Raw genomic sequence first — 22,776 nt, forward strand, 5'->3', positions numbered from 1 at the left:
AGGAAGAATCAATGAGAGTAACGAACCGCCTTGTTGCTTTAGCAGAATGCATGCCAATTGCCGGGAGCAGCAAAGATGCCGGTTAGCCCTGATTTACAAGATTTGGAGCAAGCGACATGCATTGCACGCACCGTTTAGGTGATGATCAATGTGGCAATGGTGCGGGTAAAATAAATGCGCCCTTAAATGGGGCGCATATTTGGGCGTACGTATGCAGGGGTGCTTTTTAGAGAGGGAAATTGATGTGCGTTAACTTTTTGTGAAATTTTGGACAAGAATTTGCACCGTTGCAGATAGACACAGCAACCGCATAATCAATGCCAGCAACGCATCAGGCGTCAAAGTGGTGCGTGTAATAAAGCCTTATCTATCTGCCATATCGATGCTGGATCACGTATTCTGCGTGCCCCATTCGGCAATGAAGGTATCGCGGAAGTCATATATCCATTCCAATCGTTGTTCACCCAATTTGCGACCGGCATCGGTTTGCATGCTGGCAGGAAGTTTGGCCAGCTTGACTTCGATGTGATCCAGCGCATAACGCCTGTCATCCAGTTCGCGTCGAGATCCAATCGGATCATCAGAATGCGCAAGCTCGCTACCCATGCGACCAGCGATGTAAAACAGTCGCGCCAATCCAACTGCACCCAAGGCATCGAGCCTGTCGGCATCCTGCACGATGCGCGCTTCTATCGTGAGTGGTGTGATGTTGGCAGAAAAACTGTGCGCTTCAATGGCGTGCGCAAGAGGTGCCAATTTATCCGATGGGAAATTCATCGCCTCCAATTGACGGCAGGCGAGTTGCGCGGCTTGTCGTGATGCCAGATGGCGATCAGGATCATTCTTGGCCAGATTAACTAAATCATGCAGATAGCACGCCGCTTGTACGACGAGCGCATCTGCTTCCGGATGGTCGGTCAGCAGCGTTTGTGCGGTTTGCCAGACTCTGTGCAAATGATTGATGTCATGCGCGCCGTCGTTCCCGGCGGCTTCTGTGGCTAGCGTAATAAAACGCTGCTGCCATGTATGGGATGCGAGATTCATATTGTGTAGTTGTCGTGATGGCTGAGTGCGGATACGAGAGGCTTCTTTTGTATCGACTCTGAAAGCTGATGGCTAAGCATGATACCAGCAGCATCACACTGTATTGGAGAGTATTGGCCAGCTTGCGATACGCAAGTGTTAGCGGCATTTACTTGCGGAGAAATTGACTGTTGAGTGCAAGACTGAATTGGAAACGAACTAAAAAATCAGACGGCGGGTGCCGTCTGATTTGGTCCAAGTACTTTAGCGTTCTTTTCGCTCTTCTTGTTTAGCAGGATGCGGGCGTTCTTGCGCATGCTGTTGAGTCTGTGGATGGGGCTGTTGAGCTTGTGGATGTGGTGCCTGCATATGCTGCGGCTGCGGTTGTGGACGTGATTGTTCTGGACGTGGTTGTTGCTGTGCAGAGTGTTGCTGCACTTGTGGATGAAATTGTTGCTGCTGTTGCTGTTGCTGTTGCATTTGCGGTCTGACCTGCGGTTCAGGGTTAGAGCGCACAGCTCTGTTTTCTCTCTCCATATGTTGCTGTTGGTGCATCTCGTTTTGTTGACCACCAGTCGAACGCAGCGTATTTGGCGAAGGCGCCGTATGCACAGGATTTTGCTGTCTGTTCTCTGTACTCAAGGTATGTTGCTGTCCGTTTGAATGCTGGAACCCAGTGGAATTCAGGCGTTGTCCGGTTTCGGACTGAGGACGTTCAACGCCGCGATTATTGGCATGCGGTGGCACATCTCGCGTTTGTGCTGAATGTAGCGTGTTTGTATTGTGCTGCGGGCCAGGTCCAGTCTGTGCTGGACGTGCACCTTGATGTGTATCAGCAGCATTGAAGTGCGGCATGGTCATGGGGCCGTTTTGCGGTTGCGTATGCGTGCCAAAGTTTTGCGGATGAACATTCTGTGCACCACCGCTGAAGTTAGGACGACTTGCATTATTGTTGACTGCAGGAACATTGTTGTTCGGTCCACCAAAGTTGTTGGTGATGTGTGAAGAATTATTGTTGCGGTTAATGATGGTCGTCGATTTCGTTATATAGGTCGAATTGTTATAGGTCACAGCGGGGCGATTCCAGCCATTGCCACCACCATAATCCGGACCGGAACCAGGGCCGCGACCGCCCCAGTTCATGCCCCAGGAATGCCAGCCCCAGCCATCATGATGGCTGATGGCATTGCCAACCAGGATGCCAATGCCGAAGGAGATGATGCCGGTCGTGATCAAGTTGCCGGAGCTGTAGCCAGGGTTGTACGCGTAACTTGGATAAACAGGAATCGGCGCGCCATAGACAACCGCAGGATTGTAATGAGGCACATAGACCATATCCGGTTGCGCTGATTCAATCACGATGGTTTGCGATGGTGGCGCTATGACCGAATAGCCTGATTCATCCGCGTAGCCAGGCGGTGGTGCTGGACGCGGGTTGGATGTCACGCGCATTTGCTGAGAATTTTTAAGATTACCGGCTTGTTGCGCACGCAAGCGCATAGTCTGTATGGCGTTCATCACATCGTTAGGATCGTTGGCATAGGCTTCGCCAAGCGCTGTCGTCCATTGGATGTTATTTGCCATCTGCGCGAGTACGGCAGGGAAGGCGGTCAATGATTTGACGCTGACGTCCCAAGGTTGCAGATTTGCCGCATTTTGCAATGCGTCACCTTTCAATGTTGGGTTTTGCCCTAGCCATTGATTGGCTGCGGTAATTTGATCAGGATAGGTCGCGCCGGCCAAAACTTGTGCAACCAGTTTGTCAGGAAACAATGCTATCGGTGCGACCATCTGCGATAACTGATCAGCAGTTGGTGGTGTGTAAGGCGCTGGTGTGGGTGTCGGCGTAGTAGCAACGGGAGGTGTTGCCGGAGTTTCTGCTTTGTTGCAGCCTGCAAGAGCAAGCAGACTAATAACCAGTGATGAGGCTACCAAAGTGGAGAAGTTGTTGTTATTCGCTTTCATGTTGCGCACCTGTCAGCTTGTATGATGGCGGGCCGCACATGCGGTCCTGTCCCGATGTATGTTCAACGCCTGGAATTGCTGCAGAGTTGACCCTGATCTTGTTACGGACTGTAACAGCGATGTAGAGGTTGCTACCGTGCAATCAAGTACAAATGTTGATGAGTCTTTATTAAGACTCTATCGATGACAAGACAGTTCCTAGAAGCATATTACGAATAGGTAATGTAGGCTGATCACCTTGCCTTAAAAGCTATACCCGCAAATCTGCAACTTCCTGCAATATCCCTGCAAGTTTGTCCTTGCCTGCAGATGACATAGGCGTCATAGGCAGACGCAAGTTATCGTTCATTTTTCCTTGTATTGCCAATGCGGCTTTGATCGGGCCTGGATTTGGTTCTGAAAACAGTAGTCGTATGAGCGGCAACAGCGCATGGAAGATGATGGATGCCTGCTCGGTTTGTCCTGCACGCATCAAATCAACGATGCGTACAAAAAGATCGGGGCGTATATGCGCACCTGCCGAGATCGCGCCATGTCCACCTAGCTCAAGTGTAGTTAGGAGCAGGGCATCATCGCCTGATAGTACTTTCAATGAAGTATTGTTGATAATCTTCATTAACTGTGAAACATCGCCGCTACTTTCTTTGATAGCGATAAAGTGCGGATCCATCGCCAATGTGGCGACAGTCGATGCGTCGATATTGACGCCGGTACGCGCAGGGATGTTGTAGATGATGATGGGTAGATCAGTCTGCGATGCGACCGCTTGAAAGTGCCACAGTATGCCTTCTTGCGATGGACGTACATAGGATGGCGCAGAGAGTAAATAAGCTGCGGGCGCATAGTGGTTGTAGCTTTTTACTTTTTCAGCGACTACGCGTGTATTGCTGCCGCTGACTCCCATCGCGACAGGGCAACGCGCGCCTACGGCTTCGATAATTGCACATAGCAATGTTGCCTGTTCGTGCTCACTTAATGCGGCTGCTTCACCCGTTGTACCGCAGACGACTATCCCATGAATACCCTTGTCAACCAGATCAGCCGCGAGGCGCTGCGCTGCATCGAGTGCGACTTCGCCATTATGGAATGGCGTCACGATAGGAACCCAAATGCCTTCAAAAGCTGTCATTACTTTTCTTTCTGATGCTGAAAATAGATTTACGCATTAGCCGTGCGTGATTTGACCAAACTCTGCGCTGGGTAAGGCGCGCATCACGGCATCCATGACCATATCGCTTGCCGGATTGCTCATGCATAGCCATACCTTGATCTTTGTCGCGTGTGCGATAGGCTGTGTGCGTATGAAGACTATCCATTCGCCGCAGGTACGCATGACGAGATGCCGTAGTTCTGCAACACAATCAGCGCTGATCGTCAGCAGCATCAGACATTCATTGTTCTTTGCCTGTATTGGATGCCCGGCAGCATCTGTCGATTGAGTATTTTTTGTTGCTGCAGAATCGTAGATAGATGAGACAGAGTTCGATGATGGCTTCAATGCAAGCTCATTCATGCGATCAAGTTTTGATGATGTATGCGATGCAGTGGAGGGCGTAAAAGAGGGCGCAGCGATGGACTTGCCGGTTTCAGAATGGGTGATGCTTAAAGAGTTTGTTGTCGACTGGTTTGCTAGCGAGCTGAAATGTCGTATTGCTGATTGCGTGTGCATCAAGGTCAAGCGATTCATGAGAACCTGCTTCGTCGTTATGATGACAAGCAGATTAGCAGCCTGAATATAAAAATTTTCTAAAAGATTAGGGCTAATGTGTAAACGAAATATATAAACGCGTACTTGTGGCCTGATTCTCTATCTGCTTGTTAAACGGGCTTGAGTCGTGATGACCCAAGCCCGTTCATCAATGATGACAACGATAGCAATTTAGCGTGTCAGCGTCTCCAGTGCTGGTTTGTTTGCACCGCGTTCGCCCAGCACCAATTGCACCACTACAGCGACGGCAATATTCAGTGCCAATGCCAGCAAGCCTGTATAGATCGTATAGCCGGAACCACCTAGCATCAATGTATGTACAGGTTTGATGCCATCCGAGAAGGCCAGCCAACTACCGCCTGCCATACCAATCGCCCAACCAGCCAACAGAGCTGGAGCGCGGAACCAGCAGAAGAACAGGCCGAATACGACGGCAGGGAATGTTTGCAATATCCATACACCGCCCAGCAATTGCAGATCGAGAGCGAACTGGGTAGGCAGGAACAGGATGAAAACCAGGGCACCGACTTTGACCACCAACGATACGATTTTTGCCACTTGCTGCTCACCGGCTGGCGTGATGGCTGGATTGACATAAGGTTTCCAGAAGTTACGTGTGAACAAATTAGATGCACCGATAGACATCACCGCTGCTGGCACCAATGCACCGATCGCAATGGCTGCGAAGGCGAAACCAGTGAACCAGCTTGGGAACAATGCGTTGAACAATGCAGGCACCACATCATTGTTGCTTGTGATCTTGATGCCAGCAGCGTGTCCCATGAAGCCCAGCAGTGCGATCAAGCCAAGCAGCACGGTATAGGCTGGCAGGAAGACTGCATTTTTCCTGATCGTGTCAGCACTTTTTGCTGCAAAAATACCGGTCAGCGTATGCGGATACATGAACGCCGCCATCGCAGAACCGAGTGCCAGCGTGGCAAACGGCAGGATCTGTTGCGGCTGCAGGAAAAGTCCGGTGGCACCACCTTTGGCAGCGAAGGCTGCGCCGGCGGAAGAGAACACTGCGCCGTAGCCACCGAGTCTCATCGGTACCAACACAATGGCAACCAGCACCACGATGTAAATCATCAAATCCTTCACGAACGCAATCAGGGCTGGTGCGCGCAAGCCTGCTGAATAAGTGTAGAGCGCGAGAATGATGAACGCTGCGGCCAAAGGTAATTCACCTGTCAGACCGAGCGCCTTGATAACCACTTCCATACCGACCAACTGCAACGCGATGTACGGCATGGTGGCGATGACGCCAGTGATTGCTACTGCAAATTCCAGCGTGCGTGAACTATAGCGTCCGTACACGACGTCAGCAGCAGTAACATGCCCAGCACGATGCGCCGCATTCCACAGTTTCGGCATGATGGCGAACACGATAGGGTAGACGATGATCGTATAGGGAAGAGCGAAGAAACCATACGCGCCGACTGCATAAACCAGTGCTGGTACGGCGATGACGGTGTATGCGGTATAGAAATCACCGCCGACGAGGAACCACGTAATCCAGGTACCGAAGTTACGCCCACCCAGACCCCATTCATCCAGATGCGCACCCTTATTCGCTTTACCACTTTGCCAGCGTGAAGCGGCAAAGCCCATCGCGGTGACCAATATGAAGAAAAAGACAAAGACGGCCAGTGCCGTCCAGTTAATTTTGCTGTCCATCATTCATCTCCTCTGCTTTTGCCGTGGCGATACACGATCCAGATCAGCAGCGAAGTGATCGGTACCCATGCCAGTTGGTACCAGTAGAAAAATGGAAAGCCGAAGAGAGTAGGGAATTCGTGGTTATAGAACGGCAGCCACAATAAGCCGATAAACGGCAGTAATAGCAGGGCCCACATGTTGATCTCCTTTGGTGGTTAAACCCGAGCATCTTCTTTATGGTTACGCCGGTGCGATGAGAGCTTGCAGGAGGTAACGTGTATGGATTGGACAGCAAGTAATAGTCCGAATTCCATTCCGCTTTGCTTGTATGCAAATTAAATTTTGGTAATGTTTTCCCTGCGGAGATGTAGATTGTTTGCGAGAAAACTTTCTACTATTTTCTTAACGCTTTGCGATCACAATCTTTGCAAAAGTATTGTGATGAGTAATTTGTTTTACGAGATTGGATGTGGATAACAACTATATTAATCAGGAAGCCAATCGCATCCGTTTAATGTCTCGTACTGGTGGCGCACCAAACAAGCGCGTGTATTCGCGACTGAACTGAGATGCACTCTCATATCCCACACGCACCGCTGCGCTGCTCGCATCAATGTCTTCGTTGAGCATCAATTGTCGAGCATCCTGCAAACGCAGATTTTTTAAATATTGCAGTGGGCTCATGCCTGTTACCACACGAAAATGCTGGCGAAAAGTTGAAGGACTCATGTGTGCTTTGGTCGCCAGATCATCCATGGTGACTTCTTCCTTATAGTTCTGCTTCAGCCATGAAAGCACCTTGGCAACCTGATGGCTAGGGGAGCCAACTGCAACCATGTGCCGTAACGAAGGGCCGTGTTCGCCTTTCAACAATCGAACAACAATCTCTTGTTGAATGAGCGGAGCAACGAGTGGAATGAGCTGAGGTTCATCCAAAAGTTGAATCAGCCGTATCAACGCATCAAGCAGACTGTCATCCAAAGTCACGATGGACAGCGCGCGCGAAGTCGCGACCTTAAGCGGCGCCGTGAAATCCATTTCTGCAGCCAACTGGGCGATGAGACGTGCATCCAGCTCCAGACGCAAACCTAAATAAGGCTCGTCCAGATTGGCGCGTGTGACATAGGACACTACAGGCAGGTCAACCGAGGTGACGAGTGATTGTCCAGGGCCATATTCAAAAATTTCATCGCCCAAGGTGACACGCTTATTACCTTGCACGGTGATTCCCAGTCCCAGTCCATAGATACAAGGCACAGGATCGGTAGCCGCACTGCGTCGGTACAGCATCAGTGTGGGAATTTGTACGGTGTGCTCACCATCGGTTCGGGCAATATCACCGACTAGTTTGGCAAGTACATGGCTACTCGCTGTTTGCATTTTGTCGTCCATTTTCATAGCACTGTGAAAGAAATAATCTCAAGGCGTAGCCTAGCACTAGCAACGCTCTTGTTATTCAGTTCCGCCGCCAATTCATCAAATTGGGCAATAAGCACATCGAATCAGGCAATCGACTATCTCAACTCTGAGGGCACAATGCATCTCAAGCAAGCAGCAACTGAAAAACCGTATGTATCCCGGTAAATCACAGAGGGCCCATGATGAAAAATGTACTAATTATCAACGCACACCAGTTCTATGAAGGTATTTCCACTGGCAGACTGAACGAGACCATGATCGAAGTCATTCAGAATGAAATGGAGAAGCAAGGTTACGAAGTCAGACACACCGAGATCGAGCAAGGCTATGACCTCGATACCGAGGTGCAAAAGCATGTCTGGGCCGACCTCATCATTTTGCAATCACCGGTTTACTGGTTCGGCATGCCATGGATATACAAAAAATACGTCGATGAAGTATTCACGGCTGGTATGTTCCTGCAAAGCTTTCTGACAGGTGATGGCCGGACGCGTGACGATCCGAACAAGCAGTACGGTACCGGCGGCAAGATGCAGGGCAAGAAGTACATGCTGTCCCTGACATGGAATGCGCCGCAGGAAGCATTTGGCAACAAGGAACAAGTCTTGTTTGCAGGCAAAACTGTCGATGATGTATTCATCAGCAATACCGCCAATTACAAATTCTGCGGTGTCGATATCCTGCCATCATTTTCCAGCCACGACGTCATGAAAGCGCCTAATATTGAGGGCGATATTCGGAGGCTGCGTGAACATCTGGCAACTGTTGTCGGATACGGATCGACAGACAAGTCCCTGAGTACCAGGGAGCTTGCTTGTGAGTTAGTTGCTTGAACTTGACGTTGGAAGTGCGCGGAAACATTCCGCAAAGCGTATCAACATTGAACATCTTTCTCTCTACCATCGGAGGCTCTCATGGTCACACTCAATCTTAACGGCAAGAACGTCCAGGTGGACGTTGCAGCTGACACTCCATTACTGTGGGTACTGCGCGACAACCTGCAAATGACAGGAACCAAATTCGGTTGCGGCGCTGCCTTGTGCGGTGCCTGTACCGTGCACATGGATGGTGCTGCCATCCGCTCGTGTATCACGCCAGTCTCTTCCATAGAAGGCAAGAAGATCACCACCATCGAAGCTGCGACCGATGGCAGCGACAAGGTCGGTGCTGCCGTGCATGCGGCATGGGTCAAGCACGACGTGGCGCAATGTGGCTACTGTCAGAGCGGTCAGATCATGAGCGCTACAGGTTTCCTCAAGTCATTGCCACGCGGCAAGCAACCAACAGTTGCAGAAATCGACTCCGCCATGGCTGGCAACATCTGCCGCTGCGGTACCTATGTCCGTATTCGCGCTGCGGTGGCTGATGCCGCCAAAGCTCTCGCTTAATCCAATAAGGAGCTGCCATGTTGCCCAATATCGATTACAGCGAAATGCCCCGTGCTCTGCAACATCTGCTGAGCCGCGAACAACCTAAAGAAGCAGGCACATTTTCTCGCCGCCAATTTCTCAAAGTGAGCGGTGCTGCCGGCTTGGCGCTAGGTGCTTTTCCGCACCTGGCTATGGGACAAGCCGCCAGCAACGCCCTGAAACCAACGCAACAACCTTCAGCCTTCGTGCATATCGCTCCCAATGGCGAAGTCACGGTTGCGATCAATCGACTGGAATTTGGTCAAGGCGTGCAGACAGCATTGCCGATGATATTGGCGGAAGAACTGGATGCTGACTGGAGTCTGGTGCGCAGCAAGCATGGCTCCAACGATCCTGCTTACATTGATCCGCAATTCGGTATACACATCACCGGTGGTTCCAATTCGGTCAAGAACAGCTTCACGCAATACCGCGAACTGGGCGCACGTGCCCGCGCCATGTTGCTGAGTGCCGCTGCAGCGCGCTGGAACGTCGACGTGTCTACCTTGCGTACGCAATCTGGTTCAGTAATAGGGCCGGGTGGACGCAAGCTGAGTTACGGCCAACTGGCGGAAGCGGCGATGAACGTTCCCGTCCCTGAAAAAGTCACGCTGAAGAATCCAAAAGATTTTCGCATCATCGGTAAGCCGACCACGCGTCTGGATGCGAAAGCCAAGAGCAGCGGCAAACAATCATTCGGCATCGACGTCCATTTGCCTGGCCAGTTGACAGCTGTGGTAGCACGCCCACCAGTGTTCGGCGCTCGTCTGGCATCGGTAGACGATAGCGCTGCACGCGCGGTGAAAGGCGTGAAGGCTGTATTCCGCATACCAGTAGATCGTGGCGGCGAAGGCGTAGCTGTGATCGCTGATGGTTACTGGCCGGCCAAGCAGGCACGCGATGCACTGAAACTGGAGTGGAACACTGCCGCCGTCGAAAAAGTGGATAGCGAAAAACAACTCGCTCAGTACCGCGCGTTAGTCGCTCAGCCCGGCCCGCGCAAGTTCGACGCCGACATGGCGCCGTTGTCAAACGCGCCTAAACAGATAGATGCCGAGTACATATTTCCCTATCTGGCGCATGCAGCGATGGAGCCGCTTAACTGCACCGTCAAGCTCGGCGATGGACGTGCTGAAATATGGACTGGCTCGCAATGCCCAGGTCTGGATGGCGCAGCAGTCGCACGCGTGCTGGGTCTCAAACCTGAGCAAGTTGAAGTGCATGTACAAATGGCGGGTGGCGGTTTCGGCCGGCGTTTTGCCAGCAGCAGTGACTTCGTGGTCGAAGCGTGCGAAATCGCCAAAGCTGCACGCTCTGCCGGCTTGAATGTGCCGGTGCGTACGCTGTGGAGTCGTGAAGATGATATGCACGGCGGCTACTATCGTCCTATGCACTTGCACCACGCACGCATAGGTTTCGACGAACGCGGCAAAGTGCTGGCCTGGGATCATGTCCTCGTTGGCCAGTCCATCACAGCCGGCTCGGTGTTTGAACAGTTTCAGGTCAAAAACGGCATCGATGGCACAGCCACGGAAGGCATGCGCGATCCTTATGACGTGCCTATGCGTTTGACCGTACATCATCCCAAACTGAATGTGCCGGTACTGTGGTGGCGCAGCGTAGGTTCCACGCACACGGCCTTCGTGATGGAAACCTTGATCGATGAGATCGCTCGCAGTACGAAGCAGGATCCAGTGGCTTACCGCATGCAACTCTTCGGCGACAAAAATGCGCGCCATCGTGCTGCGCTGCAATTAGCGGTGGACAAGAGCGGTTATGGCAAGCGGAAGCTGGCAGCCGGACGTGCCTGGGGCGTGGCGGTACACGAGTCTTTCAGCACCGTCGTGGCTTATGTGGTGGAAGCTTCGGTACAAGACGGCAGGCCGGTACTGCATCATGTCACCGGCGGTATACATTGCAACCTCGCGGTCAATCCACGCACCATAGAAGCACAAGCACAAGGTGCAGCGATCATGGGTATGTCGATGTGCTTGCCGGGTTCGGCCATCACACTCAAGGATGGCGTGGTTGAACAGAGCAATTTCGGCGACTTCACGGTAGCGCGTATCACCGACGTGCCGACCTTTGCTATCCACATAGTGCCTAGTGCAGAACCACCGACAGGTATGGGCGAACCGGGGCTGCCACCGTTGGCACCAGCTTTCGCTAATGCCATCGCAAGCCTGACCGGCAAGCCGCTGCGCCAGTTACCGTTCAATCTGACATAGGCGAACATCATGGAAGATCTCGATACCATCGTCTTGCGTACAGCCTTGAAGTGGCAGATGGCGAGTCTGCCCGTAGTACTCGTCACCGTTGCACGCACCTGGGGTTCTTCACCGCGACCACCGGGATCGCTCATGGCCATTAATGGCCGTGGCGAAACCGTAGGCTCGGTGTCGGGCGGTTGCATAGAAGATGACTTGATACGCCGCATACAGGAAGAAGGGGCGCAAGCTCTTTGTTCAAACGAACTGCCTGTAGTACTGCGCTATGGCATCTCGGCTGACGAAGCGCATCGTTTCGGTCTACCTTGCGGCGGTACCGTGGAACTGGTGCTGGAACCAGTATCTGCGCGTAGTCGGCTGGATGAGTTGCTGCTGGCTTGCCAGCAAAGACGCAGCACGCAACGCATATTAAACCTCGATACTGGTCAGGTCGCATTGCACGAAGGTCGTCGTGACGGTGTACCCAGATTAGATGACAAGCAATTGACTACCTATCTGGGGCCGCAAGCTCGTCTCATCGTGATCGGAGCAGGAGATATGTCGCGCTTCCTGTGTCAGATGGCGCTGAGTTTGGGCTTCGAAGTCATCGTTTGCGATCCGCGAGAAGAACATCGCGCCAGTTGGCAGGTGGATGGCGTAGTGCTCAGTCATGAAATGCCCGATGATCTGATTCTGCGATTGAAACCTGATGCAAGGACTGCAGTCGTCGCTCTGACGCACGATCCCAAACTGGACGACCTGGCATTGATCGATGCACTACAGACCAAGGCTTTCTATGTAGGTGCCATCGGCTCACGTCGTAACAGCGCACAACGTCGCGAACGCTTGCATACTTACTTCGACATCGCCGAACACGTGCTGCAGGATTTGCATGGACCGGCCGGCTTGTACATCGGTAGCAAGACACCTGCCGAGATCGCCTTATCCATCATGGCTGAGATTGTGGCTGTGAAGAATGGGATACACCGGCCGGCACCTACGCCGGTCGTGGCTGGCAAGTCATCGTATGAAAACTTAGAGCATCAGGATTTAGAACCATCAAGTTGTATGGTTTAGTTCTTTGACAGAAAAACGCCTGCGGAAGCAGGCGTTTTTTATTGCAGAATGTCGGCTTAGAACGTTTTGCTGATGGAAACGACGACGGTACTTTTTCCCATGAATTTGCCGTTGACCGGCGAAGCATAAGCAGACTTGTCAGCATCAGTTCCTATGACGGCCAGCGCGCCGGTAACGATCCCAAAGTCTTTGGTGACGCCCACTTTCCAGTCGGTGTAACTAAAACGGCTATTGCTGACGCCAGCATTTGTTCCAGATACTTTTTGATGGCCTGCATGCAAATTGAGGATATAGCCATCGACCATATCCAGATTCGCACCGATATCCAGATAGCCGCTGTTTTTGCTATCAACGAAACCGAATAGATTCGTTACCGCATGCGAGTACTTGATATAAGCAGGGCCATAGCCCAGTTGTCCGTAGACTTCAGTTGTATTGACGCTAGGCTTCAAGTTATTGGATGGGTAGACATAAGTCAGCACACCCACATCGTATGAAACATCCTTGGTGATGGCACCTCGCTTACCGCCGTAAAGATCGATTTCGACATTGCCGCTACCGCCCGCATCATTGATGAACTTGATCGTGGAAAGCCAGGTACCCGCATAGAAACCACTCGGATTGTGCACATAATCAGCGCCACCTTGCAGAGCTGGTTGCAGACGTGTTTGTGAAATGCCGCGGTAACGGTAATCGGATGTGATCGCCGCGTTGAAGCTGACTTCGTTATCCGGTTTGTTGTCTTCTGCATGCGCCATGCTGCCGGTGAATGCAGCCGTCACGGCGACGGCAAGAATCAATTTTTTCATGCTGCGTTTGTCCTCTTTGGATGTGGTCTACAGAAAATGCCTAGCTATACAGGCTCCGCGCAATCGTCATGCAAGTGATGATGATTGCGGGAAAGAAAACTCAAGTATGAGTAAGCTGCATCAGTTCTTATGGCGAGATGCAGGTTAACAGGAGGGGTATAAAGATTTTCTAAAAAGAAACAGGCATTGCGTAAAGAGGGCGTATAAATTAATACTGTGCGACCGAGATTAAAAGCACAGAATTGTAAATTTAATTTGTTATTTATCAAATAGTTAAAATGTATTTATATAATTTACTTTAATCAAAAATCGCATCCTGGATATTAAACGTAATCGGTATTTTGTTTAATGACAGCCGCCACTATGCGAGCCAAGATTCTTTGGATCAGTATCTTCCGCACTCGCCAGATTTTGCAGAATGCCGCAAGCCTCGACCGACTGTATGGTCAGGCAACTATTGCGCAATTCTTTTAACTCTATCTGCAATGCCTTCAATTCCTTGATGCGATTAGCGACGTGTTCTATGTGTCTATCGAGCAAGGTATTCACGCCGGCACAGTTACCTTCAGGTGTGTCCTGAAACGCAAGCAGGGTACGTATCTCATCCAGCGTCATATCCAGCGAGCGACAATGCCGGATGAACTGTAATCTTTTGACATGTTCCTCGCCATACAAGCGGTAATTGCTGGCCGAGCGCGATGCCTGCGGCAGCAGATTCTGCTGCTCGTAATAGCGTATGGTTTCTACCGAGGAACCGGTTTGCGTCGCCAATTCGCCGATTTTCAGTGCTTGTTGCGTCATTTGATAGCCTCTAGGCAAGATAATCTAAAAAAGCGCTTGACCCTGTAGTGACTACAGGGTCTCTAATGACAATAGTGACGCAATCATTGATTTGCAAGGAGAATATTTATGCACTGTTGTGACCACGATCATAGCCACACAGAAAACCAGCCATCCGCAGCGCCAGAGATGGTGGCGAGCGGTGCTGCGCAAGCAGTTCTGTTGATCCAGAAAATGGATTGCCCGACAGAAGAGAAGCTGATCCGCGATCGCTTCCAAAAGATGCAGGGCATCGTCGGTATGCAGTTCAATCTGATGCAGCGTGAGTTAACCGTGCATCACAATTTGCCGTCGGTCGAATCCATAGTGACCGCACTGAAGAAGCTCGATCTCGACCCTGTCGTAAAGTCCGACACACAGAATCTGGAGCGCGAAGGGCTGGCCGATCACGGTGAATTGTCTGGCGACTATCGCATCTCGCCGTTGAAATGGACCTTGATGGCGATTTCTGGTGCGACTGCAATCGGTTCTGAAGTCGTGGCCTGGACTAGCGGCGTGGAAACGTCGTGGATAGTCATCTCACTGGCATTGATCGCGATTCTGACTGGCGGTTTGGATACCCTTAAAAAGGGTTGGATCGCCTTGCGCCATTTTTCCCTGAACATGAACTTCCTGATGTCGCTCGCCGTCATCGGTGCGATCTTGATCGGGCAGTGGCCGGAAGCGGCGGTCGTGATCTTCCTCTTCGCAGCAGCCGAAATGATAGAAGCCTTGTCACTGGATCGCGCCCGCAATGCGATCAAAGGCTTGATGGCGATGGCACCGGAAATGGCAACCGTCCGTAACGACAACAATGAATGGCTGCCCGTCGCTGCGACGGAAGTGCAACTGGATGCCATCGTACGGGTCAAGCCGGGCGAACGCGTACCGCTGGACGGCATCATCGTCGAGGGGCAAAGCACGATCAATCAAGCGCCGATTACTGGCGAAAGCATGCCAGTTGCCAAGCAAAGCGGTGATACCGTTTTTGCCGGCACCATCAATGAACGCGGCACTTTTGATTATCGCGTGACGGCTTTGCAATCGAACTCCACTCTGGCGCGCATCATCAAGAGCGTGCAGCAAGTGCAGGGCGAACGCGCTCCTACGCAGCGCTTTGTCGATCAATTCGCGCGTTATTACATTCCTATCGTGGTCTTGATGGCAGTGCTGGTCGCGATCTTGCCGCCGCTGCTGATGGCACAACCGTTTCAGCCCTGGTTGTATAAAGCGCTGGTCTTGCTGGTGATTGCCTGCCCATGTGCGCTGGTTATTTCCACGCCAGTCACAGTAGTGAGCGGCTTGGCTGCAGCAGCGCGACACGGCATCTTGATCAAAGGTGGCGTATATCTGGAGCTGGGTCGTAAGTTGAAAGCGCTGGCGCTGGATAAAACCGGCACGATCACCGTAGGCAAACCAGTTGTCACCGACACCTTGCAGATACACGATGGCGATATCAAGGCGATGTTGCGTCTGGCGGCGAGCCTTGCACATCGCTCGGATCATCCTGTCTCATCCGCCGTGGTCGCTTACTGGGAGGCGCAGCAATTGTCGGATACGCTGTTTGAAGTCAGCGACTTTGAAGCACTGACCGGTCGTGGTGTACGCGGCACGATAAATGGCAAAGCCTATTATCTGGGCAATCATCGTTTGATACATGAGCTGGGGATTTGCGGCCCTGAATTAGAAGCGAAGCTGGATGCCTACGAGCAAACCGGCAAGACTGCAGTCATTCTCGGTTCCGATGAATCTCCTTTGTTGATCCTGGCAGCGGCTGACACCATACGTGACACCAGTACCGCTGCCGTCGCCAAGCTGCAAAACCTGGGTGTGAAGGTCGTCATGCTGACCGGTGACAATCCGCATACGGCAGAGGCGATAGGCAGCAAAGTTGGCATTGCCGATGTGCGTGGCAACCAGCTGCCCGAGGATAAATTGACCGCAATTAATGAGCTGATCAATCAATACGGCCACGTCGGTATGGTAGGTGACGGCATTAATGATGCGCCTGCGCTGGCCAAAGCGAACATCGGCTTTGCGATGGGTGCAGCTGGCACCGATACTGCGTTGGAAACCGCCGACGTTGCCTTGATGGACGATAACCTGGGCAAGCTGGCAGACTTCATCGGTTTGAGCAAGAAGACGCATACCGTGCTGATGCAAAACATCGCGCTCGCTCTTGGTATCAAAGCAGTCTTTCTGGTGTTGGCGCTGACAGGTGAGGCGACATTGTGGATGGCGGTGTTTGCCGATATGGGCGCGAGCCTGATCGTGGTCTTTAACGGTTTGCGTCTGCTGCGAGCAGTTTGAGAAAACTACACTTCATCTACTGAAATAAAACGATGCTATGATTCAGCCCGTGAAAAGACTGCTGATAATTCTGATGCTGCTGGCTTTGCCGCTCCAGTTCTCCTGGGCGGCAGCGGCTGTCTATTGTCAGCACGAAGAAGCATCGACGACTCAGCATTTTGGTCATCACGAGCACAAACACGACGCTGAAGCTGATCAGCAAATCGAGAAGAGTTCCTTGTCGAAGTTGCACAAGGATTGCGGTTACTGCCATGCAGTCAGCCAGGCATCGTTTCTGATGCAGACAGCACTGCTTGTGATTCCTACCGGTTCGGTTCATGCTGAACTACAGCCACCATCTTTTTCTTCCCATATACCGGACGGCCCCAGACGGCCTGATCGGCAACCCGTCGCTTGACTCGACGGGACGATCTTTTCATCCGCACTTAACTGCATCCTGACGTCTCGTCGAATTCTTTCCCCATCAACAGGAGAATTCGATGTACAGGTATTTCTTGCCGCTAGGCTTGGCGGCGCTTGCGCTGATGCCAGCGTCTGCACAAAACACTACTTACGCACCCGTTGCGAGCGGCGTAACGGCGAACCGTGTCGTAGAACCAGCTGAGAGCATTACTCTGGAGTCCGCGCTGAAGCTAGCGCTGGATGGCAATGCAGATCTGTCTGCTGCGCGTAATGAAGCTGCTGCCGTTGACGCGACGATACAACAAGCAGGACTGATACCGAATCCGGAAGTGTCGGTGCAGGTCGAAGACGCACGCCGCGATACGCGTACCACCACCTGGCTGTTGAATCAGCCGATAGAGTTGGGCGGCAAGCGTAGCGCGCGTATAGGCGCGGCCAGCCGTGCCTACGACACCGCTTATGCCGAGCTCAACACCAAACGTGCCGAGATACGTGCCGCTGTCATTACTGCTTTCTTCAATGTCTTGAATGCGCAGGAGCGTCTGCGTCTGGCTGATGCTTCGCTGTTGCTGGCACAACGTGGCAGTCTGGTTGCATCGCGCCGTGTCGCAGCTGGCAAGGTGTCACCGGTAGAAGAAACCAAGGCGCGCGTAGCGGAAGCTAATGTGCGACTGGAACTCAGTCAGGCCAAAAGCGAACTCGTGATTGCACGCAAACGTCTGGCCGCAACCTGGGGCAATCCACTGCCGCGCTTCCAGCAGGCACAAGGCAATGTAGAGAGTTTGCCCGTCTTGCCACAGTGGCCGGAGTTGAATATGCGTCTGGCGCAGTCACCGGCACTGACACGCGCACGTCATGAATTGGAACGGAGGCAGGCAGTCACGGAAGTGGAAAAGAGCCGCCGTATTCCTGATGTGACGGTCAGCATGGGCGTCAAAAAGAATGGTGAGACAGGATCCAATCAGGCGGTCGTCGGTTTATCGATTCCATTCCCGATGTTCGATCGCAATCAGGGCAATATCCTGGAAGCCTTGCGTCGTACCGACAAGGCGCGCGATGAATTGGCTGCAACCGAAATTCGTCTCGATGGCGAATTGGCGCAAGCCTACGAGCGTTTGAGTACGGCGCGGCAAGAAGCGGAAGCATTGCAACGCGATATCTTGCCGGGAGCGCAAAGCGCCTATGACGCAGCCACTACCGGCTTCGAGTTCGGCAAATTCAACTTCCTCGATGTACTGGATGCGCAACGCACCTTGTTGCAAGCCAGATCGCAATATCTGCGCACCTTGTCCGAAGCACACAACGCCGCCGCCGAGATCGATCGCATCCTCGGCGAAGCTCCCCTTGCTAACAAGCCATAAGAATTCATCATGAAAATCAACTTGAATAAAAAGCAAACCATTGCCATTGCGGCAATCGTCATCATCGGCTTCCTGCTGGGTGGGCTGATCCTGCTATCAGGAAAAAACTCTTCATCGAGCGGAGATGCTCACGGCCATTCTGCAGAACATGCCGATACCGAACATCACGAAGGAACAAAAAAAGATAAACATGCGCATGACGATTCCGCTAAGCATGCAGATGGAGAACATCATGAGAAAAAGGCGGAAGGCGAAGCGCACGATGCTGAAAACAAGATTGTTTTAAGCGATGCGCAGATCAAGACGGCCGGCGTAACGCTATTGACTGCCAATGCTGCACACATCAAGACAGCACTGATACTGCCGGGTGAAATCCAATTCAACGAAGACCGTACCGCGCACGTAGTGCCGCGTTTGGCTGGCGTGGTGCAAAGCGTGCCAGCCAATCTTGGGCAGCAGGTGAAGAAAGGACAAGTTCTGGCCGTGATTGCCAGCACCGGCTTGTCTGAACAACGCAGTGAATTGTTCGCTGCGCAAAAACGTCTGACGCTGGCCAAGCTGACCTTCGACCGTGAAAAGAAATTATGGCAAGAGAAGATTTCTGCCGAACAGGATTACCTGCAAGCGCAACAAACTTTGCATGAAACCGAAATCGCCGTACAAAACGCACGCCAGAAGCTGGCTGCGCTCGGTGCCGATGCCGGTTCTTCCGGCGCCTTCAATCGCTATGAAATCCGCGCACCATTCGATGGCATCGTCGTCGAGAAGCACATCGCACTAGGTGAAGCGGTCAAGGAAGATGCCAACATCTTCACGCTGTCCGATCTGTCGTCGGTCTGGGCTGAGATTGCAGTGCCAGCCAAGGATTTGAATGCAGTGCGCGTAGGAGAAAAAGTAAAAGTGACGGCCAGTGCATTTGATTCTAGTGCGAGCGGCACGATTGCTTATGTCGGTTCTTTATTGGGTATACAAACACGTACTGCCAAGGCGCGCGTCACCTTGGCTAATCCGCAGGGCACCTGGCGTCCAGGTCTGTTCGTCAACGTCGAGATTGTTGCCAACGAGGTCGAAGTACCGGTTGCTGTTGCGACCGATGCGATTCAAAGCATCAATGACAAGCCTGTCGTTTTCGTCAAAGTGGCGGATGGCTTTATCGCGCAAGAAGTGACCACAGGTCGCAGTGACGGCAAGTTGGTTGAGATCGTCAAGGGATTGAAGGCTGGCATGGAATACGCGGCGGCCGGCAGCTTCGTCATCAAATCGGAACTGGGTAAAGCCAGCGCCGAACATACTCATTGATGCGAAGGGATAACGATCATGTTTGAACGTCTCATACGCTTTGCCATCGAGCAGCGTTGGCTGGTGATGCTGGCTGTGGCCGGCATGGCTGCGCTTGGTATCTACAACTATCAACAGTTGCCGATTGATGCAGTGCCAGACATTACCAATGTCCAAGTGCAGATCAATACCTCGGCGCCTGGTTATTCACCGCTGGAAACTGAACAACGCATTACCTATCCGATAGAAACCGTGATGGCTGGTCTGCCGCATCTGGAGCAAACGCGTTCGCTTTCGCGCTATGGCCTGTCGCAGATCACTGTTATTTTCAAAGACGGCACCGATATTTACTTTGCGCGTCAGATGATCAGCGAACGGATACAGGAAGCACGTCAGAGTTTGCCGGCTGGTATTACGCCTTCCATGGGGCCGATTTCGACTGGTCTCGGAGAGATTTACCTTTGGACGGTGGAAGCGAAGGAGGGCGCCAAGAAACCGGATGGCTCGTTCTATACACTGACCGACTTGCGTGAGATACAGGATTGGATCATCAAGCCGCAATTGCGCAATGTGCCGGGCGTGACCGAGATCAATTCGATAGGTGGTTTCGCCAAGGAATATCAGATTGCACCTGTGGCCGAACGGCTGGCTTCTTACGGCCTGACCTTGCAAGATATCGTGACCGCGCTGGAACGCAATAATGGCAATGTAGGTGCAGGCTATATCGAAAAGCGTGGCGAGCAGTTATTGATACGCGCACCGGGCCAAGTGCAATCGATGGAAGATATCGGCAACATCATCCTCGGCAATGTGCAAGGCGTGCCTATACGCATACGCGATGTGGGCGAAGTTGAAATTGGTCGTGAATTGCGTACCGGCGCAGCAACCGAGAATGGTCGTGAAGTCGTACTCGGCACCGTCTTCATGCTGATAGGACAGAACAGCCGCACCGTATCGCAAGCCGTCGACAAGAAGATGGTTGAAATCAACAAGACCTTGCCTGCAGGTGTGCATGCGGTCACGGTCTACGACCGCACAGTCTTGGTCGATAAAGCCATCAATACGGTGAAGAAAAATCTGCTTGAAGGCGCGGTACTGGTCATCGTGGTGCTCTTCCTCTTCCTCGGCAATTTCCGCGCAGCCTTGATTACTGCGATGGTGATTCCCTTGTCGATGTTGTTTACCTTCACCGGCATGGTTACGTATCAGGTCAGCGCTAACTTGATGAGTCTGGGCGCGCTTGATTTCGGCATCATCGTCGATGGTGCTGTCGTCATAGTCGAGAACTGCGTACGTAGATTGGCGCATGCGCAAGCACATCACGGCAGGCCACTGACTAGAAAAGAACGTTTCCATGAAGTCTTTGCAGCAGCCAAGGAAGCGCGTCGCCCATTGATCTTCGGCCAATTGATCATCATGGTGGTGTACCTGCCTATCTTCGCGCTAACCGGTGTGGAAGGACGGATGTTCCATCCTATGGCCTTCACGGTCGTGATTGCTTTGGTCGGTGCGATGATCTTGTCGATCACTTTCATCCCGGCAGCGGTTGCTTTGTTCATTGGCGATAAAGTCTCTGAAAAAGAGAACGCGTTAATGCTGACTGCCAAGCGTTGGTACGGGCCAGCGCTGGATAGCGTCATGCTCAATAAACCGGTGGTGCTGACCTTTGCTGCTGTGCTGGTTGTGTTGTCCGGCTTGCTGGCGACGCGCATGGGCAGTGAATTCGTTCCCAGCTTGAACGAAGGCGATATTGCCATCCAGTCTTTGCGCATACCCGGCACCAGCCTGACGCAATCCGTCGCCATGCAACAACAATTGGAGATCGCCTTGAAAAAGGCTCATCCTGAAATTGAACGCGTGGTTTCCAGAACCGGTACAGCCGAAATTGCATCCGATCCTATGCCACCAAATATTTCAGATGGCTTGGTCATGTTGAAGCCGGAGAAGAATTGGCCGGAGCCAAAGAAATCGCGTGAGGAATTACTGGCTGCGATACAGAAAACGGTAGCGCAACTACCGGGCAATAATTACGAATTTTCACAACCTATCCAATTACGTTTCAATGAATTGATTTCCGGCGTACGCAGCGATGTCGCCGTCAAATTATTCGGCGACGATATGGAAGTGCTCAACGATACGGCCGCCAAGATTGCGACTGTGATGGGAAAAATTCCTGGTGCGGCCGAGGTGAAGGTAGAGCAAACCACAGGCTTGCCTATGCTGACCGTCAATATCGATAGAGACAAGACGGCACGCTACGGCTTAAATGTCGCCGATGTGCAGGATACGGTAGCGATTGCAATAGGTGGGAAGGAAGCCGGCACCTTGTTTAAAGGTGATAGACGCTTCGACATTCTGGTGCGTTTGCCGGAAAACGTGCGTAACGATCTGGAAGCGCTCAAGCGCTTGCCTTTGCCATTGCCACGTGGACAGAGCGGTGAGAACAGAGCCAGCTACATTCCACTCGGAGAAGTGGCGACGCTGGATCTGGCACCAGGACCAAATCAGGTCAGCCGTGAAAACGGCAAGCGTCGCATCGTCATCAGTTCCAATGTACGTGGCCGCGATATTGGCTCCTTTGTCGCCGATGCAGAACAGCAAATCGAGCAACAGGTAAAAATCCCATCCGGCTACTGGATGACTTGGGGCGGACAATTCGAGCAGCTGCAATCCGCAACCAAACGTCTGCAAATCGTGATTCCGGTCGCCTTGCTGATGGTGTTTACCTTGCTATTTGTCATGTTCGGCAATATGAAGGATGGCTTGCTGGTATTCAGTGGCATCCCGTTTGCGCTGACCGGCGGGATTATTGCGCTTTGGCTGCGTGATATACCGATATCGATTTCGGCAGCGATTGGCTTTATCGCCTTGTCGGGGGTGGCGGTGTTGAATGGATTGGTCATGATTTCATTCATACGCAGCTTGCGCGAAGAAGGGCGCTCACTGGCAGATGCTGTGCATGAAGGTGCGTTGACACGTTTGCGTCCGGTATTGATGACGGCACTGGTTGCTTCGCTCGGTTTTGTTCCTATGGCAATTGCGACTGGAACCGGCGCGGAAGTGCAGCGACCACTGGCGACGGTCGTCATAGGCGGGATTCTGTCTTCGACCTTCCTGACGCTGATGGTCCTGCCTTTGTTGTACCGGATGGCTTACCGCAAGGAAGATGAGGAGCAAACTGCCGCGGATGCCTGAGCGCGCACATGAAAATGGCCGGGTGGTGCATAATCTAGGGCTTGTCAGCAATTAGTTTGCGAGACAGATAACGCCGTGGATGCATGCAGGCAAGTTGAGTACCCCGCAGCATCCGGTCCATCGCATGAAAGGCAG

19 protein-coding genes are annotated in these 22,776 nt (G+C 52.3%); 10 read left to right on the forward strand and 9 right to left on the reverse strand.

The window, feature by feature from the left end:
* Nucleotides 1–390: 390 nt before the first annotated feature.
* The 4 genes from BQ6873_RS02620 to BQ6873_RS18200 all read right to left on the reverse strand — a co-directional run bounded on the left by BQ6873_RS02620 (nt 391) and on the right by BQ6873_RS18200 (nt 4,501).
* On the reverse strand, nt 391–1,044 hold the full coding sequence (locus tag BQ6873_RS02620) for an HD domain-containing protein (RefSeq protein WP_076591267.1): 654 nt from the start codon (nt 1,042–1,044) through the stop codon (nt 391–393).
* Between the two features lie 243 nt (nt 1,045–1,287).
* A complete protein-coding gene (locus tag BQ6873_RS02625) occupies nt 1,288–2,988 on the reverse strand; it encodes a DUF3300 domain-containing protein (protein WP_076591268.1) in 1,701 nt (566 codons plus the stop codon).
* Between the two features lie 250 nt (nt 2,989–3,238).
* The gene (gene dapA, locus BQ6873_RS02630) at nt 3,239–4,117 is read right to left on the reverse strand and encodes a 4-hydroxy-tetrahydrodipicolinate synthase (protein ID WP_076591269.1); all 879 of its coding nucleotides are present in this window, start codon (nt 4,115–4,117) and stop codon (nt 3,239–3,241) included.
* 36 nt (nt 4,118–4,153) lie between these two features.
* A complete protein-coding gene (locus tag BQ6873_RS18200; protein WP_231949209.1) occupies nt 4,154–4,501 on the reverse strand; it encodes a hypothetical protein in 348 nt (115 codons plus the stop codon).
* Between BQ6873_RS18200 and BQ6873_RS18205 the strand changes: the two genes are divergently transcribed.
* Nucleotides 4,500–4,721, forward strand: coding sequence for a hypothetical protein (locus BQ6873_RS18205; RefSeq protein ID WP_076591270.1), 222 nt, complete (start codon nt 4,500–4,502; stop codon nt 4,719–4,721). The two genes, BQ6873_RS18200 and BQ6873_RS18205, sit on opposite strands and share 2 nt — an antisense overlap.
* 146 nt (nt 4,722–4,867) lie before the next feature.
* Here the strand turns inward: BQ6873_RS18205 and mctP are convergent, their stop codons facing one another.
* The 3 genes from mctP to BQ6873_RS02655 all read right to left on the reverse strand — a co-directional run bounded on the left by mctP (nt 4,868) and on the right by BQ6873_RS02655 (nt 7,735).
* Complete coding sequence (gene mctP, locus BQ6873_RS02645) at nt 4,868–6,373, reverse strand: monocarboxylate uptake permease MctP (protein WP_076591271.1); 1,506 nt, start codon at nt 6,371–6,373, stop codon at nt 4,868–4,870.
* Nucleotides 6,373–6,552, reverse strand: a complete 180-nt coding sequence (locus tag BQ6873_RS02650; protein WP_076591272.1) for a DUF3311 domain-containing protein — start codon at nt 6,550–6,552, stop codon at nt 6,373–6,375. The genes mctP and BQ6873_RS02650 overlap by 1 nt, the downstream gene beginning before the upstream one ends.
* Nucleotides 6,553–6,844: 292 nt before the next feature.
* Nucleotides 6,845–7,735, reverse strand: coding sequence for an AraC family transcriptional regulator (locus tag BQ6873_RS02655; RefSeq protein ID WP_157889099.1), 891 nt, complete (start codon nt 7,733–7,735; stop codon nt 6,845–6,847).
* Nucleotides 7,736–7,956: 221 nt separating this feature from the next.
* Here BQ6873_RS02655 and BQ6873_RS02660 point away from each other — a divergent pair, with 221 nt between their 5' ends.
* The 4 genes from BQ6873_RS02660 to BQ6873_RS02675 all read left to right on the forward strand — a co-directional run bounded on the left by BQ6873_RS02660 (nt 7,957) and on the right by BQ6873_RS02675 (nt 12,467).
* The gene (locus BQ6873_RS02660; RefSeq protein WP_076593905.1) at nt 7,957–8,607 is read left to right on the forward strand and encodes an NAD(P)H-dependent oxidoreductase; all 651 of its coding nucleotides are present in this window, start codon (nt 7,957–7,959) and stop codon (nt 8,605–8,607) included.
* An 81-nt stretch (nt 8,608–8,688) separates the two neighbouring features.
* The gene (locus BQ6873_RS02665) at nt 8,689–9,162 is read left to right on the forward strand and encodes a (2Fe-2S)-binding protein (protein WP_076591274.1); all 474 of its coding nucleotides are present in this window, start codon (nt 8,689–8,691) and stop codon (nt 9,160–9,162) included.
* A 17-nt stretch (nt 9,163–9,179) separates the two neighbouring features.
* On the forward strand, nt 9,180–11,411 hold the full coding sequence (locus BQ6873_RS02670) for a xanthine dehydrogenase family protein molybdopterin-binding subunit (protein ID WP_076591275.1): 2,232 nt from the start codon (nt 9,180–9,182) through the stop codon (nt 11,409–11,411).
* Nucleotides 11,412–11,420: 9 nt separating this feature from the next.
* The gene (locus BQ6873_RS02675; RefSeq protein ID WP_076591276.1) at nt 11,421–12,467 is read left to right on the forward strand and encodes an XdhC family protein; all 1,047 of its coding nucleotides are present in this window, start codon (nt 11,421–11,423) and stop codon (nt 12,465–12,467) included.
* 56 nt (nt 12,468–12,523) lie between these two features.
* Here BQ6873_RS02675 and BQ6873_RS02680 read toward each other — a convergent pair whose 3' ends face one another.
* Both BQ6873_RS02680 and cadR read right to left on the reverse strand, forming a co-directional pair.
* Nucleotides 12,524–13,276, reverse strand: a complete 753-nt coding sequence (locus BQ6873_RS02680) for a TorF family putative porin (protein WP_076591277.1) — start codon at nt 13,274–13,276, stop codon at nt 12,524–12,526.
* A gap of 345 nt (nt 13,277–13,621) precedes the next feature.
* Entirely contained in the window at nt 13,622–14,077 is a 456-nt protein-coding gene (cadR, locus tag BQ6873_RS02685) for a Cd(II)/Pb(II)-responsive transcriptional regulator (protein ID WP_076591278.1), read from the reverse strand.
* 108 nt (nt 14,078–14,185) lie between these two features.
* Here cadR and BQ6873_RS02690 point away from each other — a divergent pair, with 108 nt between their 5' ends.
* The 5 genes from BQ6873_RS02690 to BQ6873_RS02710 all read left to right on the forward strand — a co-directional run bounded on the left by BQ6873_RS02690 (nt 14,186) and on the right by BQ6873_RS02710 (nt 22,641).
* Complete coding sequence (locus tag BQ6873_RS02690) at nt 14,186–16,405, forward strand: heavy metal translocating P-type ATPase (RefSeq protein ID WP_076591279.1); 2,220 nt, start codon at nt 14,186–14,188, stop codon at nt 16,403–16,405.
* Between the two features lie 49 nt (nt 16,406–16,454).
* Nucleotides 16,455–16,802: a cation efflux protein, CzcI family gene (gene czcI / locus BQ6873_RS02695; RefSeq protein WP_076593906.1), complete on the forward strand. Its 348-nt coding sequence runs from the start codon at nt 16,455–16,457 to the stop codon at nt 16,800–16,802.
* A gap of 82 nt (nt 16,803–16,884) precedes the next feature.
* Entirely contained in the window at nt 16,885–18,168 is a 1,284-nt protein-coding gene (locus tag BQ6873_RS02700) for a TolC family protein (protein WP_076591280.1), read from the forward strand.
* Between the two features lie 9 nt (nt 18,169–18,177).
* A complete protein-coding gene (locus BQ6873_RS02705; RefSeq protein ID WP_076591281.1) occupies nt 18,178–19,467 on the forward strand; it encodes an efflux RND transporter periplasmic adaptor subunit in 1,290 nt (429 codons plus the stop codon).
* Nucleotides 19,468–19,485: 18 nt separating this feature from the next.
* Nucleotides 19,486–22,641: a CusA/CzcA family heavy metal efflux RND transporter gene (locus tag BQ6873_RS02710; RefSeq protein WP_076591282.1), complete on the forward strand. Its 3,156-nt coding sequence runs from the start codon at nt 19,486–19,488 to the stop codon at nt 22,639–22,641.
* Nucleotides 22,642–22,776: the final 135 nt, after the last annotated feature.

The organism is Herminiimonas arsenitoxidans (genome assembly GCF_900130075.1).
Lineage (GTDB): Bacteria > Pseudomonadota > Gammaproteobacteria > Burkholderiales > Burkholderiaceae_D > Oxalicibacterium > Oxalicibacterium arsenitoxidans.